Raw genomic sequence first — 25,025 nt, 5'->3', positions numbered from 1 at the left:
CCACGGGCCTTCCGGAATCCGACTTCATGACCTCGCGACCCGACTCCGACTCCCTCGCCGCCGCGAAGCGCGAGCAACTGCGCAAGTTGCTGGAGCAGCGCAAGAACCCCAGCGCGGGGAGCGCAGCGCCCCCCTCGCCGCGGCGGAACGTGGTGGGCCCTTCACGCCGCCCGGCGGGGACGGCCGACGTGCTGTCACCCGCGCAGGAGCGCATGTGGTTCCTGCACCAGCTCCGCCCGGACACCGCGACCTACGTGGTGCCGTGGGCCGCGATGCTGGAGTCCCCCGTGGACGCGGGCGCGCTCGACGCCGCGCTGCGAGCCCTGCTGTCGCGCCACCCGCTCCTGCGGGCCCGCTTCCCCGCCGAGGGCGGCCGTCCCCAGGTGCGCTACCTGGATTTGCCCGAGCGCGTCCTCGACGTGGAGGCTGCAACGGGCGCGAGCGAGGCCCAGGTGTCGCGCCGGCTGCGCGAAGAAGCCTCCCGGCCCTTCGACCTGGAGCAGGGGCCGCTGTACCGGTTCCGCCTGCTGAACCTCTCCGGCCAGCGGCAGGTGCTCATCCTGGTGTTCCACCACCTGGTCACCGACGGCGCGTCCATCAACGTGTTGATGCGCGAGCTGGGGGTGCTTCAGGCCGCGCACGCCCGGGGTGAAGCCCCCGCGCTGACGGCGCTCCCATTGGAGTACGCGGATGCCGCCGCGTGGCAGCACACGCCCGACGCCGCCGCGAATGAGCCGGAGCTGACGGCCTTCTGGAAGCGGCAGCTCGAAGGCGCCGTGCAGGGGCTGGAGCTGCCCACCGACAAGGCTCGGCCCGCCCGGCGCTCGGACCGAGGGGCGCTGACGGAGCGCATCGCCCTCCCCGCCTCGCTCACGGGCGCGCTGCGCGCCTTCAGTCGCGAACGGCAGGTGTCGCCGTTCATGACGCTGTACGCGGCCTTCGCGGCGCTGCTGTACCGGTACTCGCGGCAGGACGACTTCTGCGTCGGCACGCCGGTCTCCGGGCGCACGCACCCGTCCCTGGAGGAGCTGGTCGGCCTGTTCGTCAACACGGTGGTGCTGCGCACGCGCGTCACGGCGGCGGAGCCCTTCACCGCGCTGCTCGACCAGGTTCGCGCCACCACGCTGGATGCGCTGGGCCACCAGGCCCTTCCCTTCGACCGGCTGGTGCAGGCCCTGGGCGTGGAGCGGAGCCTCAGCCACTCCCCGCTGTTCCAGGTGATGTTCGACCTGTACCGCGTGGAGCATTCGCTGGCGGACGCCTTCCCGGAGGCCCGTGACCTCCCCATGGACACGGGCGCGTGCGAGTTCGACCTGCACGTCACGCTCTTCGAGAGCACGTCCGGCTTCGAGCTGTTCGCCCGCTACAGCACCGACCTCTTCGAGGCCGCCACGGTGCGCCGGATGCTGGGCCACTACCTCCAGCTCCTCACGCATGCGCTGCGCGCGCCGGACACGCGCGTGGACGCGCTGTCGCTGCTGCCCGATGCGGAGCGCGCCCGCGTGCTGGCGGATTCCAACCCGCCGCGCCGGCCCTTCCCGCTGGAGGCCACCTTCCCCGAGCACTTCTCCGCCCAGGCCGCGCGCACGCCGGACCAGGTGGCCCTGGCCTCCTCCCGCGCGCGGTGGACGTATGCGGAGCTGGAGGCCCACACGAACCGCGCCGCGCGCCGGCTGGTGGCCCAGGGCGTCGGCCTGGAGTCCGTGGTGGCCGTGCTCGGACGCCGCGGCGAAGCCACCGTGCGCGCGCTGATGTCGATTCACAAGGCGGGGGGCGCGTACCTTCCGCTGGACGCACAGCTCCCCGCGGCCCGGCTGGCCCGGCTCCTGGAGGAGAGCCGCGCGCCGTTCGTGCTTCCGCTGGGCACGGACGAGGCCTTGCTGTCGGAGGTGCTCGCTGGCGTGCCCGAAGCCCGGCGGCCTCGAGTGCTGTCGCTGGAGGGGCTCGAGTCGGAGCGCGCGGAGCCGCTGGCGCCGCGTGCCACGCCGGACTCGCTGGCCTATGTCCTCTTCACGTCTGGCTCCACCGGCACGCCCAAGGGCGTCATGGTGGACCACCGCGGCATGCTCAACCACCTGCTGGGCATGCGCGAGGCGCTGGGCCTGGACGGGTATGACGTCGTGGCCCAGATTGCCGCGCTCAGCTTCGACATCTCCATCTGGCAGATGCTGGGTGCGCTGCCCGGTGGCGGCACCACGTACCTCATCGAAGACGACGTGATGCGGGACCCACCCCGGCTCGCCGACGCGCTGGAGCAGGGCCGCGCCACGGTCATGGAGATGGTGCCCTCCGTCCTCCAGGCCATCCTGGAGGGCGCTCGCCCGGAGCAGGACTTCCCGGAGATGCGCTGGGTGGTGCTCGGCGGCGAGCCCGTGCCTCCCGCGCTGTGCCGGACCTGGCTGGAGCGCTGTCCGGGCTGCCGGATGGCGGACGCCTATGGCCCGACGGAGAGCTCGGACGTCGCCAGCCTCCACTTCATCAACGAGGCCCCCGAAGGCAGCTTCACCCCCATTGGCACGCCCAAGGCCAACATGGAGGTGTACGTCCTGGACGACGCGCTCCAGCCCGTTCCGGCTGGCGTCGTGGGCGAGCTGTACCTGGGTGGCCTGGGCGTGGCCCGTGGGTATGTGGGACGCGCGGACCTCACCGCCGAGCGCTTCGTACCGCACCCCTTCAGCACCACGCCGGGCGCTCGCCTCTACCGGTCGGGAGACCTGGGGCGCTGGCTGCCGGACGGCGTGCTCCAGTTCGTCTCTCGCGCCGACCTCCAGGTGAAGGTGCGCGGCATGCGCATCGAGCTGGGCGAAGTCGAAGCCGCCCTCGCCTCCCTCCCCGGCGTCCGCTCCGCCGCCGTCACTGTCCAGCGTCGCGGGCCCTCCGACTCCTGGCTCGCCGCCTGGGTCGTCCCCGCTTCTCCAGACGCCGACGTCCACTCCCTCCAGGCCGCCCTCGCTCGTCTCCTCCCGGCCTTCATGCTTCCTTCCCGCTGGCTCCTTCGGGCCCAGCTTCCTCTCACCTCCACGGGCAAGCTCGACCGCAAGGCCCTCGCCGCGCTCCCTCTCGACGAGGCGCCTTCCCTCTCCGAGGGTGGGCCTCCTCGTGGGCCCCTCGAGGAGCTGCTTGCCCAGCTCTTCTGCCAGGTCCTCGGCCTCGAGCGCATCGAGCGCGAGGCCAGCTTCTTCCACCTCGGTGGCCATTCCCTCTCCGCCACCCGCCTGGTGGCTCGCGTCCGCCACTCCCTGGGCGTCCAGCTTCCCCTCTCCTCCCTCTTCACCGCTCCCTCCGTCGCCGGCCTCGCCCTGGAAGTCGCTTCGCTTCAGCGCGACGCCTCCTCTCTTCCTCCTCCGACGCCTTCTGACTCCGCCCCTTCGCTCTCCCAGGCCCAGGAGCGCCTCTGGTTCATCCACCAGCTCCAGCCGGACTCGGGCGCCTACCACATCCCCCAGGCCGTCGAGCTTCACGGCACGGTGAGCGCCGACGCGCTGGATGCGGCGGCGCGGTGGCTGTTGGAGCGCCACCCGGTGCTCCGCTCCACCGTGGAGTCACAGCAAGGGCAAGCGCGCGTTGAAGTGTCCTCCGTTCCCGCGCGGGTGCTTCAAGTGGAAGCCCTGCGCGCGGCCCCCGAGGCCCTGGCGCTTCGGCTCCAGCAGGAGTCGTGGCGGCCCTTCTCGCTGGAGCAGGGCCCGCTGTACCGCTTCCTGCTGCTCGACGTGGGGGAGGACCGGCACGTGCTGCTGGCCGTGTTCCATCACCTGGTGGTGGACGGTCTCTCGCTGGACATCCTGCTGCGCGAGCTGGGCCAGGCGTATGCCGCCTTCCAGCAGGGCCATGCGCCCCCCCTGGCTCCCGTGGCGCTGCACTACGCGGACGTGGCCGCCTGGCAGCGCTCCGAGCCTGTCCATGCGCGCGACACCGCACAGCTCGGCTTCTGGAAGCAGCGGCTCTCCGGCGCGCCGGAGCTGCTCCAGCTCCCCACCGACAAGCCGCGCCCCGCCGTCCTCACGCACCAGGGCGCCTCCACGGGAACCCAGGCGCTGCCCGCCGCGCTGACGGACACCGTGCAGCGCGCCTGCCATGAGCACGAAGCCACGCCGTTCATGGTGCTGTACGCCGCGTTCGCCGCGCTGCTGTACCGCTACTCCCAGCAGGATGACTTCTGCGTCGGCACGCCCGTCTCCGGCCGCACCCACCCTTCACTCGAAGGCGTCGTGGGGCTGCTCGCCAACACTGTCCCCCTTCGCACACAGGTGGATGCGTCCACCTCCTTCGCCTCGCTCCTCGCCCAAGTCCGCGCCACCACGCTGGACGCGCTCTCCCATCAGGACGTGCCCTTCGAGCAGCTGGTCCAGGCGCTCGGGGTGGAGCGCAGCCTCAGTCACTCACCTCTGTACCAGGTGATGTTCGACCTGCACCGGGTGCAGGGTTCGCTCGCGGAGGCCTTCGCGGGGCTGGATGCGCGGCCGGTTTCCGTCGACATCCGCGCCAGCCCGTTCGACCTCGCGCTGAGCGTCATCGAGCAGGCGGGCAGCTTCGAGCTCTTCCTCCGCTACAGCGGTGAGCTGTTCGAGGCGGAGACCGCTCGACGGATGCTGGAACACTATCAGCGGCTGCTCACCCAGGCGCTGGCCGAGCCGCACCTGCCGCTGTCGCGGCTGTCCTTGCTGTCCTCCGACGAGCAGGCGCAGGTGCTTCGCCACGCCCGTCCCGCGCCGCTGGCCTTCGACCTGGACACCTGCCTGCCCGAGCGCATCAGCGCCCATGCGCGCAACACGCCCGAGCGGCTGGCGCTTGCCTCCGCCGACGCGCAGTGGACCTACGCGCAACTGGAGGCACTGAGTCTTCGCACCGCGCGCACGCTGCGCGCCCAGGGCGTTGGACACGAGTCCGTGGTGGCCGTCCTCGGCCGCCGCTCCGAGGCCACCGTTCGCGCGCTGCTGTCGCTGCACAAGGCCGGCGCCGCCTACCTCCCGCTGGACGCGCAGCTCCCCGCGGCGCGCCTTGCACGGCTGCTGATGGAGAGCCGCGCGCCCTTCGTCCTTCCCCTGGGCCTTGTCGAGACGCTGCTCACCGAGGTGCTCGCGGAGATACCGCTCGAGCATCGGCCTCGCGTGCTGTCGCTCCAGAACCTGGAGGCCGAGTCAGACGCGCCGCTGCCGTCCTTCACGACGCTGGACTCGCTGGCCTACGTCCTCTTCACCTCCGGCTCCACCGGCACGCCCAAGGGCGTCATGGTGGACCACCGCGGCATGCTCAACCACCTGCTGGGCATGCGGGACTCGCTGCAGCTTGGCGCGTCCGACGTGCTCGCGCAGACGGCGCCTCTGTCCTTCGACATCTCCATCTGGCAGATGCTGGGCGCGCTGGCCGCCGGAGGGACGACCTACGTCGTGGATGACGACGTGGTGCGTGAGCCCGCCCGGCTCATCGCGGCCTTGCGGCAGGCCCGTGCCACCACCGTGGAGCTGGTGCCTTCGCTGCTCCAGGCCCTGCTCGAAGAGCCTGGAGAGGCGCCGCTGCCCGCCCTGCGCCAAATGCTCACCATCGGCGAGGCGCTTCCGCCTTCGACCTGCCGCGCGTGGTTCGAGCGTCACCCCGGACTGCCGCTGGTCAACGCCTATGGCCCCGCCGAGTGCGCGGATACCGCCACGCTCTGGCGCATGCACGCGCCGCCCGCGAGCGCCAGCACGCCCATCGGCACGCCCAAGGCCAACATGGAGGTGTACGTCCTGGACGACGCGCTCCAGCCGTTGCCACCGGGTGTCCCGGGTGAGCTCTACATCGGCGGCACGGGCGTTGGGCGCGGCTACGTGGGGCGCGCGGACCTCACCGCCGAGCGCTTCGTTCCGCATCCCTTCAGCACCACGCCCGGCGCCCGCCTGTACCGGACGGGGGACCGGGGCCGCTGGAATGCCGACGGCACCCTCGGCTTCCTGGGCCGCGTCGACTTCCAGGTGAAGGTGCGCGGCATGCGCATCGAGCTGGGCGAAGTCGAAGCCGCCCTCGCCTCCCTCCCCGGCGTCCGCTCCGCCGCCGTCACTGTCCAGCGTCGCGGGCCCTCCGACTCCTGGCTCGCCGCCTGGGTCGTCCCCGCTTCTCCAGACGCCGACGTCCACTCCCTCCAGGCCGCCCTCGCTCGTCTCCTCCCGGCCTTCATGCTTCCTTCCCGCTGGCTCCTTCGGGCCCAGCTTCCTCTCACCTCCACGGGCAAGCTCGACCGCAAGGCCCTCGCCGCGCTCCCTCTCGACGAGGCGCCTTCCCTCTCCGAGGGTGGGCCTCCTCGTGGGCCCCTCGAGGAGCTGCTTGCCCAGCTCTTCTGCCAGGTCCTCGGCCTCGAGCGCATCGAGCGCGAGGCCAGCTTCTTCCACCTCGGTGGCCATTCCCTCTCCGCCACCCGCCTGGTGGCTCGCGTCCGCCACTCCCTGGGCGTCCAGCTTCCCCTCTCCTCCCTCTTCACCGCTCCCTCCGTCGCCGGCCTCGCCCTGGAAGTCGCTTCGCTTCAGCGCGACGCCTCCTCTCTTCCTCCTCCGACGCCTTCTGACTCCGCCCCTTCGCTCTCCCAGGCCCAGGAGCGCCTCTGGTTCATCCACCAGCTCCAGCCGGACTCCGGGGCGCATGTCGTCGGCCAGGCCGCGGAGTGGACGGGCGCGGTGGACGTGGCCGCGCTGGATGCGGCGGCGCGGTGGCTGCTGGAGCGCCATCCGGTGCTTCGCACCACCGTGTCCTCACGCCAGGGTCAGCCACAGGCGAGCGTGTCCCCGGTCCCCGCCAGCGTGCTCCAGGTGGAGTCCCTGGCGCCGGGTGCGGACGCCCAGGCCCGTCAGGCTCGGCGCCTCACGGAAGAAGGCAATCGGCCGTTCGATGTGGAGCACGGTCCGCTGTATCGCTTCCTGCTGCTCGAAGCCGAGCAAGCGCGGCATGTGCTGGTCGTCGTGTTCCACCATCTGGTGGGTGACGCGCTGTCCGCGGGCCTGCTCATGCGCGAGCTGGGCGAGGCGTATGCCGCCTTCCAGCACGGCCATGCGCCCACGCTGGCTCCCGTCGCGCTGCAGTACACGGACGTGGCCGCCTGGCAGCGCTCCGAGCCTGTCCATGCGCGCGACACGGCCCAGCTCGACTACTGGAAGCAGCGGCTCTCCGGCGCGCCGGAGCTGCTCCAGCTCCCCACCGACAAGCCGCGCCCCGCCGTCCTCACGCACCGGGGTGACAACACCGGCTACCACCCGTTGCCGCGGTCCCTCTCCGAGAGCCTGCGAGCGCTGTGCCGGCAACAGCAGGTCACGCCGTTCATGGTGCTGTACGCCGCGTTCGCCGCGCTGCTGTACCGCTACTCCCAGCAGGATGACTTCTGCGTCGGCACGCCCGTCTCCGGCCGCACCCACCCTTCACTCGAAGGCGTCGTGGGGCTGCTCGCCAACACCGTGCCTCTGCGCACCCAGGTGGACGCGTCCACCTCCTTCGCCTCGCTCCTCGCCCAGGTCCGCGCCACCACGCTGGACGCGCTCTCCCATCAGGACGTGCCCTTCGAGCAGCTGGTGCGCGCCGTGGGCGTCGAGCGCAGCCCAGGGCACGCGCCGCTCGTGCAGGTGATGTTCGACCTGCACCGCACGGAGCTGTCCGCCGCCAGTGGCTTCCAGGCCCTGGGCGCACGGCGCGTCCCCATCGAGACGTGGACGTGCGAGGTCGACCTGTTCCTCACCGCCATCGAGGTGGGCGAGGGCTTCGAGGTCTACTTCCAGTACAGCACCGAGCTGTTCGAGCCCGGCACCGTGGAGCGGCTGCGCAACCACTACGTGCAGCTCCTGGCCCACGCGGTGGCCGCGCCTCGCACGTCGGTGGGTGAGCTCTCCCTGCTCTCCGCCACCGAGCGTGAGCAGGTGCTCCAGGGCTTCAACGCCACCGAGCGGCCCTTCGACTCGGAGGGGAGCATCGTGTCCCTCATCGAGGCCCAGGTGGCTCGCACGCCGGACGCGCCAGCGGTGGTGGCACCGGAAGGCACGCTCACGTTCCGGGAGCTGCACACCCGGGCGTCGCGGCTCGCGGCACACCTGACCGCCGCGGGCGCGGGCCCCGAAGCCGTGGTGGGCCTGTGCCTGGAGCGCTCACTGGACGCGGTGGTGTCCCTGGTCGCCATCTTCATCAGTGGCGCGGGCTGCCTCCCCCTGGAGGCGTCGCATCCGCCGGCTCGCCGCGCGGCGCTGCTGCGACAGGCCCGTGCGCGGCTCGTCGTCAGCCGACCGGGACTCTTCGCTGGCGTGGAGCCCGGGGTGCCCCTCGTGTCGCCCGACGTGCGCGGTGACGTGGTGGCCCTCCCCCGGCCCCCGCGCGCCGAGCACCTCGCCTATCTGCTCTACACCTCCGGCTCCACCGGCGAGCCCAAGGGCGTGGAGCTCACCCACCGCAACGTCGTCCACTGCTTCGCGGCGTTCGACACGTACTACGCCACGCAGCCGGGAGACTGCTGGGCGTCGTCGGGCAGCCTGTCCTTCGACATCCACCTGGAGGAGCTGCTCTTCAGCATCACCCGCGGCGCTCGCACCGTGCTGCGCGAGGTGGGCCCCCTGGGCCTGGGCCGCGACATCCTCGGTCACGGCATCACCCACGTCGTCATCACTCCGTCCTCGCTGGCCACCGCGCTGGAGGAGCCCGGCGCGGCGGAGGCGTTCCGCGCACTCAAGGTGCTCGTGACGGGCGGCGAGGTGCTGCCAGATCCGTTGGTGCGGCAGCTCGCGCTCACCCACACGCGGCTGGTCAACACCTATGGCCCCACGGAGACGAGCATCAACGTCGCGGCGGAAATCACGCTGCCCGACCGTCCCGTGCGCCTGGGCCGCCCGTTGGACCGGTGCCGGCTGTACGTCCTGGATGCGAACGGCGCTCCGGTGCCTCCAGGCGTGCCCGGTGAGCTCTACATCGGCGGCACCTGCCTGGGCCGTGGCTACCGCGACCGCCCCGACCTCACCGCCGAGCGCTTCATCCCAGACGCCTTCTCCTGCAGCGAGGGAAGCCGCCTGTACCGCACGGGTGACCGGGTGCGGTGGAACGGTGACGGCTCGCTCGGCTTCCTGGGGCGCACCGACTTCCAGGTGAAGGTGCGCGGCGTCCGCGTGGAGCTGGAGGAAGTGGAGGCCGCCCTCCTGCGCCAGCCCGGCGTGAGGCAGGCCTCGGTGGTGGTGCGCGGCAGCCAGCGCGACGCCCGGCTGGAGGCGTTCCTCGTGCTGGAAGACACCGCGCCCGGCGTCGAGTCCCGGCTCCGCGAAGGACTGTCACGCGCGCTGCCCGAGGCCCTGGTGCCCTCGCGCTTCACGGTGCTGGCCGCCCTGCCGATGACGACCAGTGGCAAGGTGGACCGCAAGGCCCTGGCGGCCCTGCCCATCCCGGACATCGAGCCGGAGGCCGCGCCCGAAGCGCGCCCCCGTGGCGCCGTCGAGGAGCTGCTCGCCCTGCTGTTCTGCCAGGTGCTGGGCCTGCCGCAGGTGCGGCGCGAGGACGACTTCTTCCACATCGGAGGACATTCGCTGGCCGCCACGCGGCTGGTGGCCCGGGTCCGGCAGGCGTTCGACGTGGAGTTCCCGCTCCAGGCGTTCTTCACCGAGCCCACCGTCGCGGGCCTCGCGCGCGAGCTGGAGGCGCGGCGTGACGGCGCGGCGCCACTCCCCGCGCCCATGCCTCGTCCAGCGGACGCCGCGTTGGTGCTGTCTCCCACGCAGGAGCGGCTGTGGTTCGTGCAGCAGCTCCACCCGGGCACCAGCGCCTATCACCTCGCGGAGGCCGTGGAGCTCGACGGCCCGCTGGACACGGCGGCGATGGAAGACGCCCTGCGCTGGCTGGTGACGCGGCATCCGGTGCTGCGGCTCGCCGTGCCGGCGCGCGACGGCCTTCCAGCGCCCGTGCTGTGCCCCGTGCCTCCGCGCGTGTTGGAGGTGGAAGAAGCGCCTTCCACTGCGCAGTGGGCCCGGGACGCGGTCCACGCCTCCTTCGACCTGGCGCACGGGCCGCTCTATCGCTTCCGACTGCTGTGCACGGCGCCGGAGCAGCACGTCCTGCTGCTGGCCTTCCATCACCTCGTGGTGGACGGGCTGTCGCTGGACGTCGTGGTGCGCGAGCTGGGCGAAGCCTACGCCGCGTTCCATCAACGCCGCGCGCCCACGCTGCCTCCGCCCCGGCTGGAGCATGCGGACATCGCCGCGTGGCTGCGCACCCCTCCTGCTCGGGAGCGGGACGAGGCTCAGCTCACCTACTGGAAGCAGAAGCTCGAAGGCGTGCCCGGCCTGATGCGGCTCACCCCGGACAAGCCTCGGCCCGCATCGCCGCTGCTCACGGGCGCCATCACCCAGGGCCACGCCCTGTCCGCCGACACGGTGCGCGCGCTCCAGGCCTTCTGCCGCGAGCATCAGGCAACACCGTACATGGTGCTGCTGTCCGCGTTCGCCGCGCTGCTTCACCGCTACTCCGGACAGGAGGACTTCTGCGTCGGAACGCCTGTCTCCGGGCGTACGCATCCGGCCCTGGAGGGTGTGGTCGGGCTGATGCTCAACACCGTGGCGCTGCGTACACCGGTGGCGCCGGATGCGTCCTTCACCGCGCTGGTGGGCGGCGTGCGCGCCACCACGCTGGAAGCGCTGGCACACCAGGACGTTCCACTGGACCGGGTCGTCCAGGCGGTGGGCGTGGAGCGCTCCGCCGGGCACTCGCCGCTGTTCCAGGTGATGTTCGACCTGGTGCGCTCCGACCGCACGCTGGCGGACGCCTTCCCGGGGCTGCGCGCCCGGCCGCTCCAGCCGGAGCTGCTCACCAGCCCGTTCGACTTGTCGCTGTGGGTCGCCGAGTCCACCACCGGCTACACGCTGGCGCTGCGCTACGGCACCGAGCTGTTCGAGGCCACCACCGCGCAGCGACTCATCGGCCACTACGTCCGGTTGCTCCAGCACGCGTTGGAAGCGCCGGGCACCGCGGTGTCCGCGCTGGAGCTGGTGCCCGCGAGTGAGCGAGAGCACCTGCTCCGGACGTGGAACGACACCGACGCGGACTTTCCGCGCGAGCACACCGTCCATGCGCTGTTCGAGGCCCAGGCCTCGCGCGCTCCGGAAGCCCCCGCCGTCCTGCACGACGGGGACGTGATGACCTACGGCCAGTTGGATGCGCGCGCCAACCAGCTCGCGCGGCACCTGCGCCGGCTGGGCGTCCGGAGCCAGACGCTGGTGGGCCTGTGCCTCCGCCGCTCCGTGGACATGGTGGTGGCGGTGCTCGGCGTGCTGAAAGCCGGGGGCGCCTATGTTCCACTGGATGCGTCCCATCCTCCCGCGCGGCTGAGCTTCCTGCTGGAGGATACGGGCGCGCCCGTGCTCGTCACCGAGGACGCGGTGGCGGACACGCTGCCCGTCTCGCAGGCGCTGGTGCTGTGCCTGGACTCCGAATGGGAGCGCACCGCCGGGCGGGAGTCGGACGCGCCGCTCGAATCCGCCTCTTCGGCGGAGGACCTCGCCTACCTCATCTACACCTCCGGCAGCACCGGGCGACCCAAGGGCGTCATGGTGGAGCACCGGGGCGTGGTGAACTACCTGCACTGGGCCCGGAAGGCGTATGCCGTCGACGACGGCGCGGGCGCGCCCGTCCATTCCTCGCTGGCGTTCGACCTCACCGTCACCAGCCTGCTGCTGCCGCTCACCGCGGGCAGGCCCGTGACGCTCGTTCCGGAAGAGGACGGCGTGGAGGGACTGGCCGCCGCGCTCCGCACGGGCGCGGACTTCAGCCTGGTGAAGCTGACGCCCGCCCACCTGCAGATGCTGGCCGCGCAGCTTTCGCCCGAGGCGCGCACGGGCCGCACCCGCGCCTTCGTCGTCGGTGGCGAGGCGCTCACCTCGGCCGCCGTGGAGCCCTGGCGCCGGCACGCGCCGGGCACGCGGCTCATCAATGAGTACGGCCCCACGGAGACGGTGGTGGGCTGCTGCGTCCACACCGTGGAGGCGGACACGCCGGTGGAGGGCGCGGTGCCCATTGGCCGCCCCATCGCCAACACGCGCCTTTATGTCCTGGACGCCACCCTCAGGCCGGCGCCCGCGGGTGTCCCTGGCGAGCTCTACATCGGAGGTGAAGGCGTCGCGCGTGGGTATTGGCGCAGGCCCGAGCTCACCGCCGAGCGCTTCGTGCCGGACCCGTTCTCCTCCATTCCGGGCGCGCGGATGTACCGCACCGGCGACCGGGTGCGCCTGCGGCCGTCGGACGTGCTGGAGTACCTGGGCCGCGTGGACTTCCAGGTGAAGGTGCGTGGCCACCGCGTGGAGCCGGGCGAGGTGGAAGCCGGGCTCCGCGAGCTGCCGGGTGTCGCGGCGGCGGTGGTGGTCCTCCGTGAGGACGGCACCACGGGCCCCCGGTTGGTGGGCTACGTCACCGGCCACGACGCGATGCCGGAGACGGAGCCCCTGCGCGCCGCGTTGGCACAGCGGCTGCCCGCGCACATGGTGCCCTCCGCGCTCGTCGCGCTGGCGCGGCTTCCGCTCACGCCCAATGGCAAGGTGGACCGGGAGGCGCTGCCCGCGCCGGAAGCTCCCGCGGCTTCCGACGAGGACTTCGTTCCGCCGTCCACGCCCACCGAGCACGCCCTGGCTCAGCTCTGGGAGGAGCTGCTGGGCGCGCGGCGAGTGGGTGCCCGGGACGACTTCTTCGAGCTGGGAGGGCACTCGCTGTTGTCCGTTCAGCTCGCCTCCCGTGTCCGGGAGCGGCTGGGCGTCGAGCTGCCCGTGGCCACGTTGTTCGCCACGCCCACGCTGGCGGCGCTCGCCGCCCGTATCGACGCGTCCCCCAAGGTCGCGGAGCGCACGGAGTCCCTGCCCCCCGCGCGGCCGGAGCGCATCCCCGCGTCGCTGGTGCAGGAGCGGCTCTGGTACGCGATGCAGCTCCCGGAGGCGCCGCCCTTCGTCGTCGTCGCCGCGCTGGTGCTCGACGGCACGCTGGACGTCGCGTGCCTGGAGGCCGCCCTGGAGGCCGTGCTGGAGCGCAACGCCACGCTGCGCACCACCTTCCGCTTGAAGCACGGAGCCGTCTTCACCCAGGAACATCCCATCACCCGGCCGGTGCTCGTCCAGACGGACCTGTCCCACCTGGGCGCCGCCGAGGCCCTGGACGCCGCGCGCGCCATCGCCAGTCGGCATGACCGCGAGCACTTCGCCGTGGACCAGGGCCCGCTGTACCGCTTCGAGCTGGCACGGCTGGACGCCAACGGCACGCGACATGTGCTCGTCGCGTCCATGAGCCACCTGGTCAACGACGGCATCGGCATGGGGGCCTTCCTGGAGGAGCTCGCCCAGGCCTGGGCCGCCCCCCCGGCGCACGCGCGCGCCACGCCGCTGATGCCTCCCGCCGCGCGGACGTATGCGGACTTCGCGCTCTGGCAACGGAGCCCCGAGCACCTGCTGGAGGTGGACGCCGCCGTGGCCTCCTGGAAGGCCGCGCTGGCGCACGCACCGTCCGTCCTGGACCTGCCGCTGGACTTCCCCCGCCGCGCGCCCGCGCTGAACGCGAACATGCGGCCGGAGCCCCTGTCCCTCGGCTCCGAGACGATGTCAGCGCTCCACGCGCTGGCCCGGCGCGAGGGCGTGTCTCCCTTCACCGCGGTGCTCGCGCTGATGCAGTTGTGGCTGCACCGGCTCAGCGCGCAGCCGCACGTCGTCGTCGCGTCGCCCTTTTCGGGCCGCGTGCTGCCGGGCGCCGAGCGGCAGGTGGGCTACTTCGCCAACGTGCTGCCCCTGTGCACCGAGGTGGCGGGCACGCCGTCCTTCCGCGCGCTCCTGCGCCGCGCCTGGGACGTGGTGGGGCACGCCACGGCGAACCAGGAAGTCCCCTTCAAGCGCATCGCGGACGCGGTGCAGCCGGATGCGCCCCGCACCGCGCCGCCGCTGGCCCAGGCCCTGCTCCTGCTGGACAGCCCCGCCTCCCTGTCCTTCAACGGACTGGACATCACGTACCTGGATGGCGAGAGCATCTTCCCCGCCTACGACGTGGTGCTGCACCTCATCGAGCGGCCAGACGGCGGGACGCTGGGCTTCCTCGCCACCGACAGCGCCCTCTTCACCTCCGCCACGGCCCAGCGCATGGCCCGCGCCTTCGAGCAGTTGCTCACCGCGGCCGTGCGCGCACCGGACGCGCCGCTGGCCCGGCTGTCGCTGCTGTCCTCGCAGCAGCGCGCGCAGGTGCTGGCCGCGTTGGATGGCGGCCCCCAGGACATTCCAGCGGGCGCCTGCATCCACACGCTCTTCGAGGCGCAGGTGCGCCGCTCGCCACAGGCCCCCGCAGTGGCCCATGGCGATTCGACGTGGAGCTACGCGGAGCTCAACGCTCGCGCCAACGCGCTGGCCGCGCGCCTGCTCTCCCGGGGCATGCAGCCAGAAGAGCGCGTGGGCGTGGTGATGGAGCCCTCCAACCAGGGCATGGCCGTGCTGCTGGGCATCCTCAAGGCGGGCGGCACCTACGTCCCGCTGGACGCGGGATGGCCGGAGCCTCGCAAGCGCTCGGTGCTGACGCGCTCAGGCGTGCGGCGGCTGTGGGTGGACGCCGAGGCACTGGAGGCGCACGCGGGCCTGGTGCCCGACGTGGAGGTGCCGCCCCAGCCCGCGCACCTCGCCGAGGACCTGGAGCCCGGTCCGCGGCACGTCGCGGCCTCGCAAGTGGCGTACATCGTCTTCACGTCCGGCTCCACCGGCGAGCCCAAGGGCGTCATGGTGGAGCACCGCAGCGTGGTGAACCACAACGTCGCCCTGGCCGCGCGCTTCGGCCTGCGCCCTGGAGACAGGATGCTCCAGTTCGCGCCGCTCAGCTTCGACGCTGCGGCCGAGGACCTCTACCCGCCGCTCGTGGTGGGCGCGACGGTGGTGATGCGCAGCGGACTGGTGCCCGCGCACGTCATGACGCCGTACCTGGAGGAGACGGGCATCACCCTCATCAGCCTGCCCCCCACGTACATCGAGGAGTGGATTCGCCAGATGGAGTCCCACGGCCAGCGCGTGCCCGCGCGGCTGCGCCTGCTGGCGCCCGGTGGCGACGTGCTCAAGCGCGAGACGTATGAAGCCTGGGTGCGCGTGGGCGGAGGCCATGCACCGTGGCTCAACGTCTACGGCCCCACCGAGTGCACGATTACCTCCGCCACCTGTGACATCCCGGGCGCCGAGGGCCTGGGCACCGACGCCACCTTCCCCATCGGTCGGCCCATTCCTCGCGTGCGCATCCACCTGCTCGACGAGCACCTGGAGCCGGTGCTGCCGGGGCTGCCCGGACGCGTGTACATCGGCGGCGCCGCGCCGGCGCGGGGCTACCTGGGCGCTCCGGACCTGACGGCCGAGCGCTTCATCCCCGACCCCTTCGCCACCGAGCCCGGCGCGCGCATGTACCACACGGGAGACCTGGCCCGGATGCTGCCGGACGGGCGGCTGCGCTTCCTGGGCCGCGCGGACCATCAAATCAAGATTCGAGGCTTCCGCGTCGAGCTGGCCGAAATCGAGGCCTGCCTGCGCCAGTTCCCGGGCGTCGAGGAAGCCGTGGTGCTGGCGCGCACCGGCGGCTCCGGGCAGACGCAGCTCCAGGCGTTCCTCCAGGCACCGCCCAAGGAGGTGCGCGCGGACGCGCTGCGTGAGCACGTCGCGGCGCGGCTGCCGTCGTACATGGTGCCCGCGGCCCTCGCCGTCCTGGAGGCGCTGCCCATCAACGCCAACGGCAAGGTGGACCGGCAGGCGCTGCCGGACCTGTCCGCGCAGCCCGCCGTGCCGCCCGTGAAGGAGGCTCTGGGAGAGCACCTGGAGACGCCCTTCCGCACCACGCTGGAGATGGCCATGGAGCGGCTGTGGCGCGAGGTGCTGGGGCGCACGGACGTCAGCGCGGGCGATGACTTCTTCCAGGTGGGCGGCGACTCCATCCTCGCGATGCGCCTGCTGAGCCGGCTGGAGGAGGAGCTGGGCGTGCCCGTCCCCCTGGCCACGCTCTTCCAGTACCCGGTGTTCCGTGAGACGGCCGATGCCGTGCACGAGCTGCTGGCCGAAGGCCCTCCGCGCTCCAGCGTGGTGTCCCTGTCCAGCAAGCAGACACCGAAGTCCGCGCCGCCCTTCTTCGTGTTCCACCCCGCCGACGGCGAGCTGCACTACTACCGGAACCTCACCCCGCTGCTGGAGCCCGGCCTGCGCTGCTACGGCATCCAGGCCCCCGAGACGCGGTCGAAGCACGGCCACGCCACCTTCGACGCGCGCATCGCCGCCTACGTGCGGGACATCCGCGAGGTGCAGCCGCACGGCCCCTACCGCTTCGCGGGCTACTCGTTCGGCGGCTACCCGGCGCTGGGCGTCGCGGCGGCACTGGAGGCGCAGGGCGAAACCGTGGAGCTGCTGGCCCTGGTGGATGCCTTGCCCGCGGTAGAGGGGCCCCAGTCGCCGGAGGACCCGGTGCGCTCCATGGCGGAGGAGTTCGGCGTCCTGGACGCGGCGCTGGAGGCGGAGCTGGCCCCGCTGGACGACGCCGCGCGCTGGGAGCGGGTGACGGCGCTGGGCCGCGAGCTGGGCATGCTGGCCCCCCACTCCCGCGCCGCCGACCTGCGCCGTATCTGGCACGTGCTGGGCGAGGTCCTGGTGCCGCAGGTGGTGGGCTGGAAGGTGCCGTCCGTGCGCGCCCGGGTGCAGCTCTTCGCGAGCGCGCCGTCACGGGCCCTGCACGGGGACACGCTGGGATGGGAGCGGCACCTGACGCGCGAGCAGCTCGACGTGGTGCCGCTGGCCAGCTCCCACTTCGGCACGCTCCAGCAGCCCTGCGTCCAGGAGCTGGCGAACCACCTCCTGGAGGTGCTGAAGCGGCGGGGAGACTGATTAGCGCAGGCGGCTCTCCAGCCACGCCTTGGTGAAGATGTTGGCGGCCAGCGGCGCCAGCACCACCTCGTCGTAGCGGACCACCATCTGCGTGCCTTCCTGCTCCTCCGTCTCCAGCACTTCCTTGTAGTGGAGGACGTGCTTGCCGGAGAGCGGGTCCTTGATGCGCTGATAGCTGCGCACGATGTCGGTGCGCAGCGTGCGGCCGGACGCGGTGTAGCCCACCTTCTTGACGATGTTGTTCTGCGGATCCACCCAGATGCGCATCAGCGGGAAGGTCACCTGGTCGTTCTTCGCCGTCAGCAGCAGCTTGCGGTACGCCACGCCGTTGACGGTGTCGTCGCCCTCGTCCTTGCCGGCGTAGTCCTCCGCCAGCCGCGAGCGGTCGAAGTCCGCCTCGCAGGTGAAGGTGTTGAGCAGGTTGGTGCGCTGGGTGTTGCGCCGCCACGAGCCCGTCGTCGCCTCGTAGTCCCACAGGTTGCGGCCGATGCGCAGCGTCCCCATGCCCGCCAGGTGCCGCGGCTTGGTGGAGAGGAAGAGCAAGTCATTGTCGGCCTCGCGCCGGTAGACGTGGACCTCCATGGCCCGCTTGGCGCCGTCCTTGCGCGTCTCATAGAGGCGGATGACGCCCTTGTAGTCGCTGGTGAAGGACATCTTCTCGTCGATGTGGCGCAGCAGGGCATCGGGCGCCAGCCTGGGTTCGGCCTCCGCGAGCGCCACCGCCGGAAGCAGCAGGGCCCAGCCGAGCAACAGGACGGACAACGGGCGTCGTGCGTTCATCACAAGGACTCCATGGCGGAACGAGGAGGAAGCGAAGCGGCCCGGAAGGCCGGGACGATGGAAGCCAGGCCCGCCCCCAGCGTCACCAGGAGCACCGCGGCCACCACGTGCCCCAGGGTGGGCGCCAGCGGCAGCGTGCCACTGAAGAACAGGGTGGAGAGCGCGTCCGGCACCGGCAGCACGTCACGGAGGAGCACGCCCAGCCCCGCCGCCACGCCAGCGCCCACAAGCGAGGCCGCCCACCCCACCAGCAACCCCTCCAGCATGAAGGCGGCCACCAGCGAGCGGCGCTGCATGCCCATGGCGCGCAGCGTTCCAATCTCCCGCGTGCGCTCGCGCACGGACACGTTGAGCGAGACGAAGAGCCCCACCACCACGACGCCGAACACCACCGCGCCGACCAGCACCATCAGCAGCCCCAATCCCTGACCCACGAAGTCGAGGAAGGCCGCCTCGTCCTCCCAGGTGCTCACGTCCAGCTTCTGGCCCGCCCAGCCCTCGCGCAGCAGCGGCCCGAGCTTGTCGCCGTAGGCCTCGTGCGCGGGCGGCAGCACCTCGTAGCCGGCCTGCTGGAGCGCGCCGCGCAGCGCTCCCGCCAGGGGCTCCAGCTCCGTGCCGTCGCCACAGAGGAGCTGAATCACGCTGGCCGAGTCCGGACGGAAGCCATACAGCTCGCGCAGCATCGCGTTGGACACCAGCAACCCCGCGGACTCGCCCAGGACACCCGCGCGCTCCAGCAGGGCCACCACCTCCACGTCCACCGCGTTGCGCTTGCCGCCCGGCATCTGCACGAAGAGCGTGGCCAGCTCGCCCACCTCCACCTGGAGCCGCTCCGCCAGCGACGTGGACAGCGCCACCGTGCGTGGCTTCGCCAGTGCTTCCAGCGAGCCGGTGCGCACCCGGAAGCCCGCGTCGCCCTCGGCCGCGACGTCCAGGCTCATCAGGTACGAGCGCACGCGGTGCCGTCCCGCGCCCGCGGTGGCCGAGCCCCGGCCCCGCTCGCGCACCTGGCACTCCGCGGGCACGTGCGGCTGGAGGACCGAGCGGACACGCGAGGTGTCACCCACCACGGGGAAGATGGAGTCGGGATGCTCCTTGAAGTAGCCCCCGACGTTGAGGTCGCCCGCGAGGAAGGTCCGCACCGCCTCGCGCTGCGCCCGGGCGACGCCCGCGCTCACGGACATCACGCCCACCAGCACGGCGCTGGCGCCCGCGAGCACGACGAGCAGCAACAGGCCCCGCTCGCGGTGGGCCAGGAGGTTGCGGAAGGCAATCTGGAGAAGCGCGCGCATCGGTTCAGCCCTCGCCCTTCCGCATGGCTTCAATGGGCGCCACCGCGCTGCCTCGCCAGGCCGGAACCAGGGTCGCCAGCAGCACCACGGCCGTCACCGCCACCACCACGGCCACGGTTCCTCCCAGCGCCAGCTCCGGGCGCAGCACCGGGCCACCCAGGAAGAACTGCAGGGAGCCATCCTCCACCGCCACGCCATCTCCGGTCGCCAGCCACAGCAGCGCCGCGCCCAGCACCGCGCCCAGGACGCTGCCGATACCGCCCAGCAGCGACCCTTCCAGTAGCAGCGAGCTGAAGACCTCGCGACGCTGCATTCCCACCGCGCGCAGCGTGCCGACCTCCGCCACGCGCTCCCGCGCCAGCAGCAGCAGCGTTCCAGCGGCCACCAGCGCGACGAAGGAGGACATCAGCAGGGCGAAGAGCAGCAGCACCGCCTGGAGCATCACCACCAGACCGGCCAGCAACCCACCCGCCTCCTGCCAACCCACCGTGGCCAGGGCTTCACCACCCGGCAGCGCGCGAATGCCCGCCGCGACGTCCTCCGCGGAGGCGCCGGGCGCCAGCACCACCGCGGCCTGCAACACCGCGCCGCGTGTGAGCTCGTCCTCGGAGAAGGTCTCCGGCAGGGCCCGGGCACGCTCGAACACAGGGGCCTGTTCGGTGTGCGCCGTCTGCGCCTCCGCGTCCACGATGTCGGGCGGATGGAAGGCGTCCAGGGCCTCGGGGGGCGCCAGGGCCTCCCCTTCCATGCCGAAGGTCTCGAACAGCGCCCGCGCCTCGTCCTGCTGGGCCTGGGTGAAGCGGCCGGACAGGTGCCGCGCCGTGACGAGGTCCACCACGCTCATGGTGTTGACGCGGCCGTCGTCGCCGCCCAGGCCCCGGAAGCGGAAGGTGCCGAAGACGCGCACCGGCACGGCTGTGCCGCTCTCCAGCGGCGTCTTCAGTGACAGCACGTCCCCGGGCTTGAGCCGGTACAGCGGCAGCGAGGGCGCCAGCTCGCCGTAGAACTGTCCGAAGCGGGTATCGAAGCTGGCGTCATCCACCGAGAGGAAGCGCGCCAGCAGTGCCTCCAGCTCGCCCGTCTCGCCCAGCACGCGGGCCAGCCCGGCCTGGAGCGCCGTGGCGCGCTCGATGTCCAGGCGGGCCACCAGGTCCGGCACCTCCGCGACGTTGCGCTCCACCAGCGTGCGCAGCTGCTCGTCCTCCGCCAATGTGAGGCCCCGCTCGCGCTCGCGGCGCAGCGTGTCCATGCGCACGGCGATGGGGTGCTTGAAGTGCTGCTCGTACGTCGCGTGCCCCATGACGAGGCCCCGCGTCCCTGGTGGAGGAAGCTGTCCGGAGACGAGCTCGAAGCGCGGGAAGGCCCGGGCGAAGCGCGCCACGTCCGTGCCCAGGTAGTCCACGGGGAGCTCTTCACCCTCGCCCGCCTGCCGCGCCACGCGGTTCTCCAACACCTCCAGCAGGCCCTGTGGGTCCTCGGTGAGCCGCTCCCAGAACGCGGGCTCGGCCGCGTCCCGCAGCACGCGCAGGTCATCCGCGAAGGCGGGCTCGTCCGCGAAGGCCTCGCTCCGGCGGTCCGCGTTGCGCGCCACCCGCGCCAGCGTCAGCCGCAGGTCCTCGCCCAGACGGCGCAGCCGCGCGTCCCGCGCCTCGGAGGCCGGCGCCCGCGCCGCCTCGCGCAACACCGCCAGCTTCTCATCCAGGGCGTTGCCACGGAACGTGGCGCCCATGCCCAGCTCCAGCGGCACCACCTCCTGGACGCCAGGCAGCTCGCGCAGCCGGGGTTCCAGGGCGCCGTAGTCGGGGATGGGTCGCAGGTCCGGGACACCCCCTGGCCCCACGACCACCTGGGGCGTTCCGATGGAGGCGGTGGCGTAGACCTGGAGGTCCCCCGCGCCGCTCTCGATGAGGCTGCGCCGCGTGCCATCATGGATGCTGCCCATCAGCGACACGCCCGGCGTCAGCAGCGCCGCCGCGCCTGCCGCCAGCAGCCCCACCACCCAGCTTCGGGGGCGGGCCAGCACACTTTGAACGGTGAGCCACCACAGCGTCACGCAGACTCCTCGGTCCGGTGCCATGTCCGGGCAAGACGGATGCCCGGGAGGCTGGACGCTACAACGGACGAGGAGGAGGGACTACCGCCCCCGCTCACGTGGGCTCCAGCACGAGCAGGAGCAGGGCCACCTGCGCGTCGCTGAGCACAGAGACGTCCAACTGCGTCAGGTCCACCACGCGTCGCACGTGCTCCGCCAGCGCCGTGGCAGTGGGGTGCTCGAACAGGGCCACCTCGCGCAGCCTCAGGCCGGTGCGCTCGTTGATGCGCGCCACCACCCGGGTGGCCTGGAGCGAGCTGCCACCCAACGTGAAGAAGTCAGTCCCGACGCCCACACCCTGGGCGCCGAGCACCTCGTGGAAGGCGTCCATCACCACCGTCTCGAATGGCCCGGCGGCAGCGCCGTCCCCCGCCCCGGAGAGGTCGGCGGCCAAGGCGTCACGGTCCACCGCGCCGTCCGCGCGGCGAGGCCATTCCGGCAGCGGATGGAGCACTGCGTCGGAGAGCGCCGTGGGCGCGGCGCCTCCCGGCCGCGGCACCAGCAAGACATGGGCTGTGTCCAGGCAACTCCCCGCGCCAAGGCCCGCCTGACGCCAGGGCCAGGCCGCCCCCGCGACCCCCGCCAGCAGGTGAGCGGGCGCGTGCTCCGCCGCCAGGGCCACGGAGGCCAGGGCCTGGGATGGCTCCAGCACCCGGTAGCCCGGGGGCGCGGCGCCCAGGGAGCGCGCGAGCCCCGTCTCCCGCACCTGGCTCAGGGATACCGCCACCGCGTGGCGCCCCTGCGCCGTCAGCCGCTCGGCGAAACGCTCGAGGAAGGCCGTACCCGCGCAGTAGGCCGCGTGGCGGCCCGCGCCCAGCGTGCCCATCAACGACGCCGCGAAGACGCAGACGGCCTGGGGGCTGTCCTTCAAGACCGCCGCGACGGCCCGCGCGCCCAGTGCATGTGCGGCGGCGCCCTGGACCAGGGACTCCGGCGTCTCGTGCGCCAACGCGACGGGCGTCAGCGTGCCCGCGAAGTGGAAGGCGCCGTCGAGCGGCTGACCGAAGTGCGCCACCGCGTCGTGCACGGCATTCCGCAGCGCGGCCTCGTCCGTGACGTCCACGGAGACGTACTTCGCGGCGCCCAGCTCGGACTCCAGTGCCCTGGCCTCGGGCCCCTGAGGGCGCCGCCCCACGAGCAGAAGCCGGGCGCCCAGCCCCTCCCGCAGCCGCCGCGCCCATTCACGCCCCAGGCCACCGAGCGCTCCCGTCACCAGGTAGAGCCCTTCCCGCTTGAGGCGCCGGGGTGCCGCGAGCGGTGGCGGCGTCCACGGGGTGAAGACGCGCTCCCACCGCGTGCCTTGCCGCCACGCGACCTCGCGCGCCGCATCCTGGGCGGCGAGTTCGCGGGCCACGGCATGGGCGGTGGCGGAGGAGTCCGGAGGCGTCCATGCCACCCGCGCCTCCAGCCCCGCGACCTCCGCCACGGCAGTCCAGAGCAGGCCCGGCGTCAGCAAGGCGGCCAGCGCCCCCGCGTCGTCCGCACCCGACTCCGGGAGCACCGCGAGCACGCGCACGGCCGGAGCGCCCTCGTCTCTCTTGGACAGGGCCTGGAGCGCGCCGAGCAGTGGCGCCATGCGAAGCGAAGTCTCACGGACCGCGGGCGGCTCCCGCGCCTCCGGAAGCAACACCACCACGTCGCCACAGGGCACACCGCGCTCCGCGAGCGCGTCCATGGCACGAGCGAGCGCACCGCTCTCCTCCGGCGCCACCCGCACCACCTCGCGACCGTCCACCTGTTCGCGCAGGGCCCCGGCGAAGGCTTCGTCCGCGATGACGACCACGGCCCCGCGCGCCGCCGCCCTGGACACCAGCGGCCGAGGCACCCACCGGGACACCGCCAGGCACGGCGGCATCGTGGCGGGTCCGCCCAGGACGCGCAGCGCGCGGTGGTGCTCGGTGACCAGCTCACCCGCCTCGAAACGGCGCCGCAGCTCGGTGCGCCCGCGCTTCCCCAGCTCCGTGCGTGGCACCTGCTGACGCGCCAGGGGCAGCAGGTGCGCGACGTGGAAGCCGAGCACCCGGCCCACCTTCTCCCGGATGCTCCGCAGCAGCTCCGCCAGCGGCGGCGCGTCCGGCGTGGGAACGAAGCAGACAGCCAGCTCATCCGTCTGCGCCGTTCCGCTCCGCGTCGGACACGCCACGGTGTACGACGGCAGCACGCCGGGTACCGACTCCACCACCTCCTCGATGTCCTGCGGGTAGACGTTGTTGCCATGGAGGATGAGGACCTCCTTCTGGCGCCCCGCGATGGACATCTGTCCGTCTTGAATCACGGCCATGTCCCCGGTGCGGAACCAACCATCGGCGGTGAAGGAGCGCGCGTTGAGCTCCGCGTCGTCCAGATAGCCGGACAGCACCTGCGCGCCCCGGGCCTGCAGGTGGCCGACCTGACCTTCGGGGACCACCGCGTCGGCGTCGTCCACCACACGCAGGGCCGCGCCCACCGGAGGCGGTCCCAGCTCCGTCGCCCCTTCCACGGGATGGGTCCGCACGCCCCGCGTCATCGAGAAGTAGGACGACGTCTCCGCCATGCCCCAGGCCGGACACACCGCGTCCTCGCGCAGCCCGCTGTCACGCAGGGGCGCCGTGAAGCGCCGGAGCGTCGCGGGCAGCACGGACTCTCCACCACAGCCCAGCACGCGCACCTGCTCCAGCCGCCACGCGCGGCGCTCGCCGCGCTCCAGCCGGTCCGCCACCAGGCCGTAGGCGAAGTTGGGGGCCCAGCTCATCGTCCCGCCGAACTCCGTGAGCAAATCCAACCAGCGCAGCACGTCCGACAGGACGTAGTCGCGCGCCACCAGCACATGCGGCGTCCGGGTGCGCAGCGCGAGCAGGTGGGGGTAGCTCGTCCCCGCCACATGGTCCAAGGGCATCCAGCTCACGCCCACGTCCCCCGGCAGGTACCAGCCGCCCGCCACCATCCCCTCGCCCATCGCCATCAGGTTGGCGTGCTTCAACACCACGCCCTTGGGGCGCCCGGTGCTCCCCGACGTGAAGGAGAGGATGGCGGGCGCCTCCGAATCCACGGCCGCGGGAGGCCCCGGCTCCGCGCCCGACAGGGCTTGCAGCGACAGGGCGCGAAGCCCCGCCTCCGACAGCGGCGCCGTGGCCCTCGCCTCCGTGAGCAGCAACGGTGTCCCCAGCCGCTCCGACACCGAGCTGAGCCGAGCGACGCCCGGCTGCGAGCGCTCCAGTGACGCAGGCAGCGCCAGCGGCACCGGCACCACGCCGCCGAGCGTGCAGGCCCAGAAGCCCCGCACGAAATCCCCCGGGCGCTCCATCGCGAGCATCACCCGGTCACCCGCCTTCACGCCACGCGCCCGCAGGCCGCCCCACAACCGGAGCGCCTCGTCCCAGAGCGCGGCGAAGGTCAGCGTCTCCCGCTGCCCCTGCACGTCGATGAAGGTGATGACATGACCCGGAGCGTGCGCCACCGCCTGCTGGAGCAGCTCGACGAGCGTCCGCGGCGCCCCTTCGGGCCCGCGGCGCGGCCCTGAATCGATGACGGAAGGCCGACCTCCCGCGTCCCTCCGCTCCAGCGCGCGGGCCGAAGACACGGGCGCCACGCCCCCCGCGTTCGGTCGCAGCGCGGCGGGAAGCAAGGCGTCCAGCGGCGTGTGGACCTCGTCGTCCCGCCGGGTCCCCACGAGCGCCACCGACTCGAGGCCCTGCTGCCGCAGCGCGTCCTCCAGGGCCTGAAGCCTCGCGGGCACGGGCGGTGTGCCCTGAAGCAGCGCCGCCGCGTCCACGTCGCCGGAGTCGAGCCGCGGCAGCGCGTCCACCAGCGCCACGGCGGGCACACTCGGCCCCAGGTGCTCACGAAGCAGCGCGTCCAGTTCGGCCGCTCGCACCGCGCGCCGAGGCACCACCCAGGCCACCTCGGGCGATACCCAGACGTCACGGACGCGCCCTTCCGCACGCAGGAACTCCTCGACGAGCTGCACCATCGACGCGCGTGTTTCCATGTCTCAAGCGTATCAGAGCCGCTCCCGGCCCTGTCGCGAGCGAGCCGGGTTGCACC

General features: G+C 72.6%; 5 protein-coding genes. 1 reads left to right on the top strand and 4 read right to left on the bottom strand.

Annotation, left to right across the window (positions count from 1 at the left end; all coding sequences use genetic code 11):
• The first annotated feature begins 26 nt into the window (after positions 1-26).
• Complete coding sequence (locus KGD87_RS34820; protein WP_284665219.1) at positions 27-16,838, top strand: non-ribosomal peptide synthetase; 16,812 nt, start codon at positions 27-29, stop codon at positions 16,836-16,838.
• Here KGD87_RS34820 and KGD87_RS34815 read toward each other — a convergent pair whose 3' ends face one another.
• From KGD87_RS34815 to KGD87_RS34800, 4 genes are all read right to left on the bottom strand, one after another.
• Positions 16,839-17,618: an outer membrane lipoprotein-sorting protein gene (locus tag KGD87_RS34815; RefSeq protein ID WP_284665218.1), complete on the bottom strand. Its 780-nt coding sequence runs from the start codon at positions 17,616-17,618 to the stop codon at positions 16,839-16,841.
• On the bottom strand, positions 17,618-18,910 hold the full coding sequence (locus KGD87_RS34810; protein ID WP_284665217.1) for an ABC transporter permease: 1,293 nt from the start codon (positions 18,908-18,910) through the stop codon (positions 17,618-17,620). The genes KGD87_RS34815 and KGD87_RS34810 overlap by 1 nt, the downstream gene beginning before the upstream one ends.
• Positions 18,911-18,914: 4 nt before the next feature.
• A complete protein-coding gene (locus KGD87_RS34805) occupies positions 18,915-20,963 on the bottom strand; it encodes an ABC transporter permease (RefSeq protein ID WP_284665216.1) in 2,049 nt (682 codons plus the stop codon).
• A 94-nt stretch (positions 20,964-21,057) separates the two neighbouring features.
• Positions 21,058-24,969: a non-ribosomal peptide synthetase gene (locus tag KGD87_RS34800; RefSeq protein ID WP_284665215.1), complete on the bottom strand. Its 3,912-nt coding sequence runs from the start codon at positions 24,967-24,969 to the stop codon at positions 21,058-21,060.
• Positions 24,970-25,025 lie beyond the last annotated feature (56 nt).

This window comes from Myxococcus sp. SDU36, from assembly GCF_030168875.1.
GTDB lineage: Bacteria > Myxococcota > Myxococcia > Myxococcales > Myxococcaceae > Myxococcus > Myxococcus vastator.
This window is presented reverse-complemented; position numbering and strand designations above follow the sequence as displayed.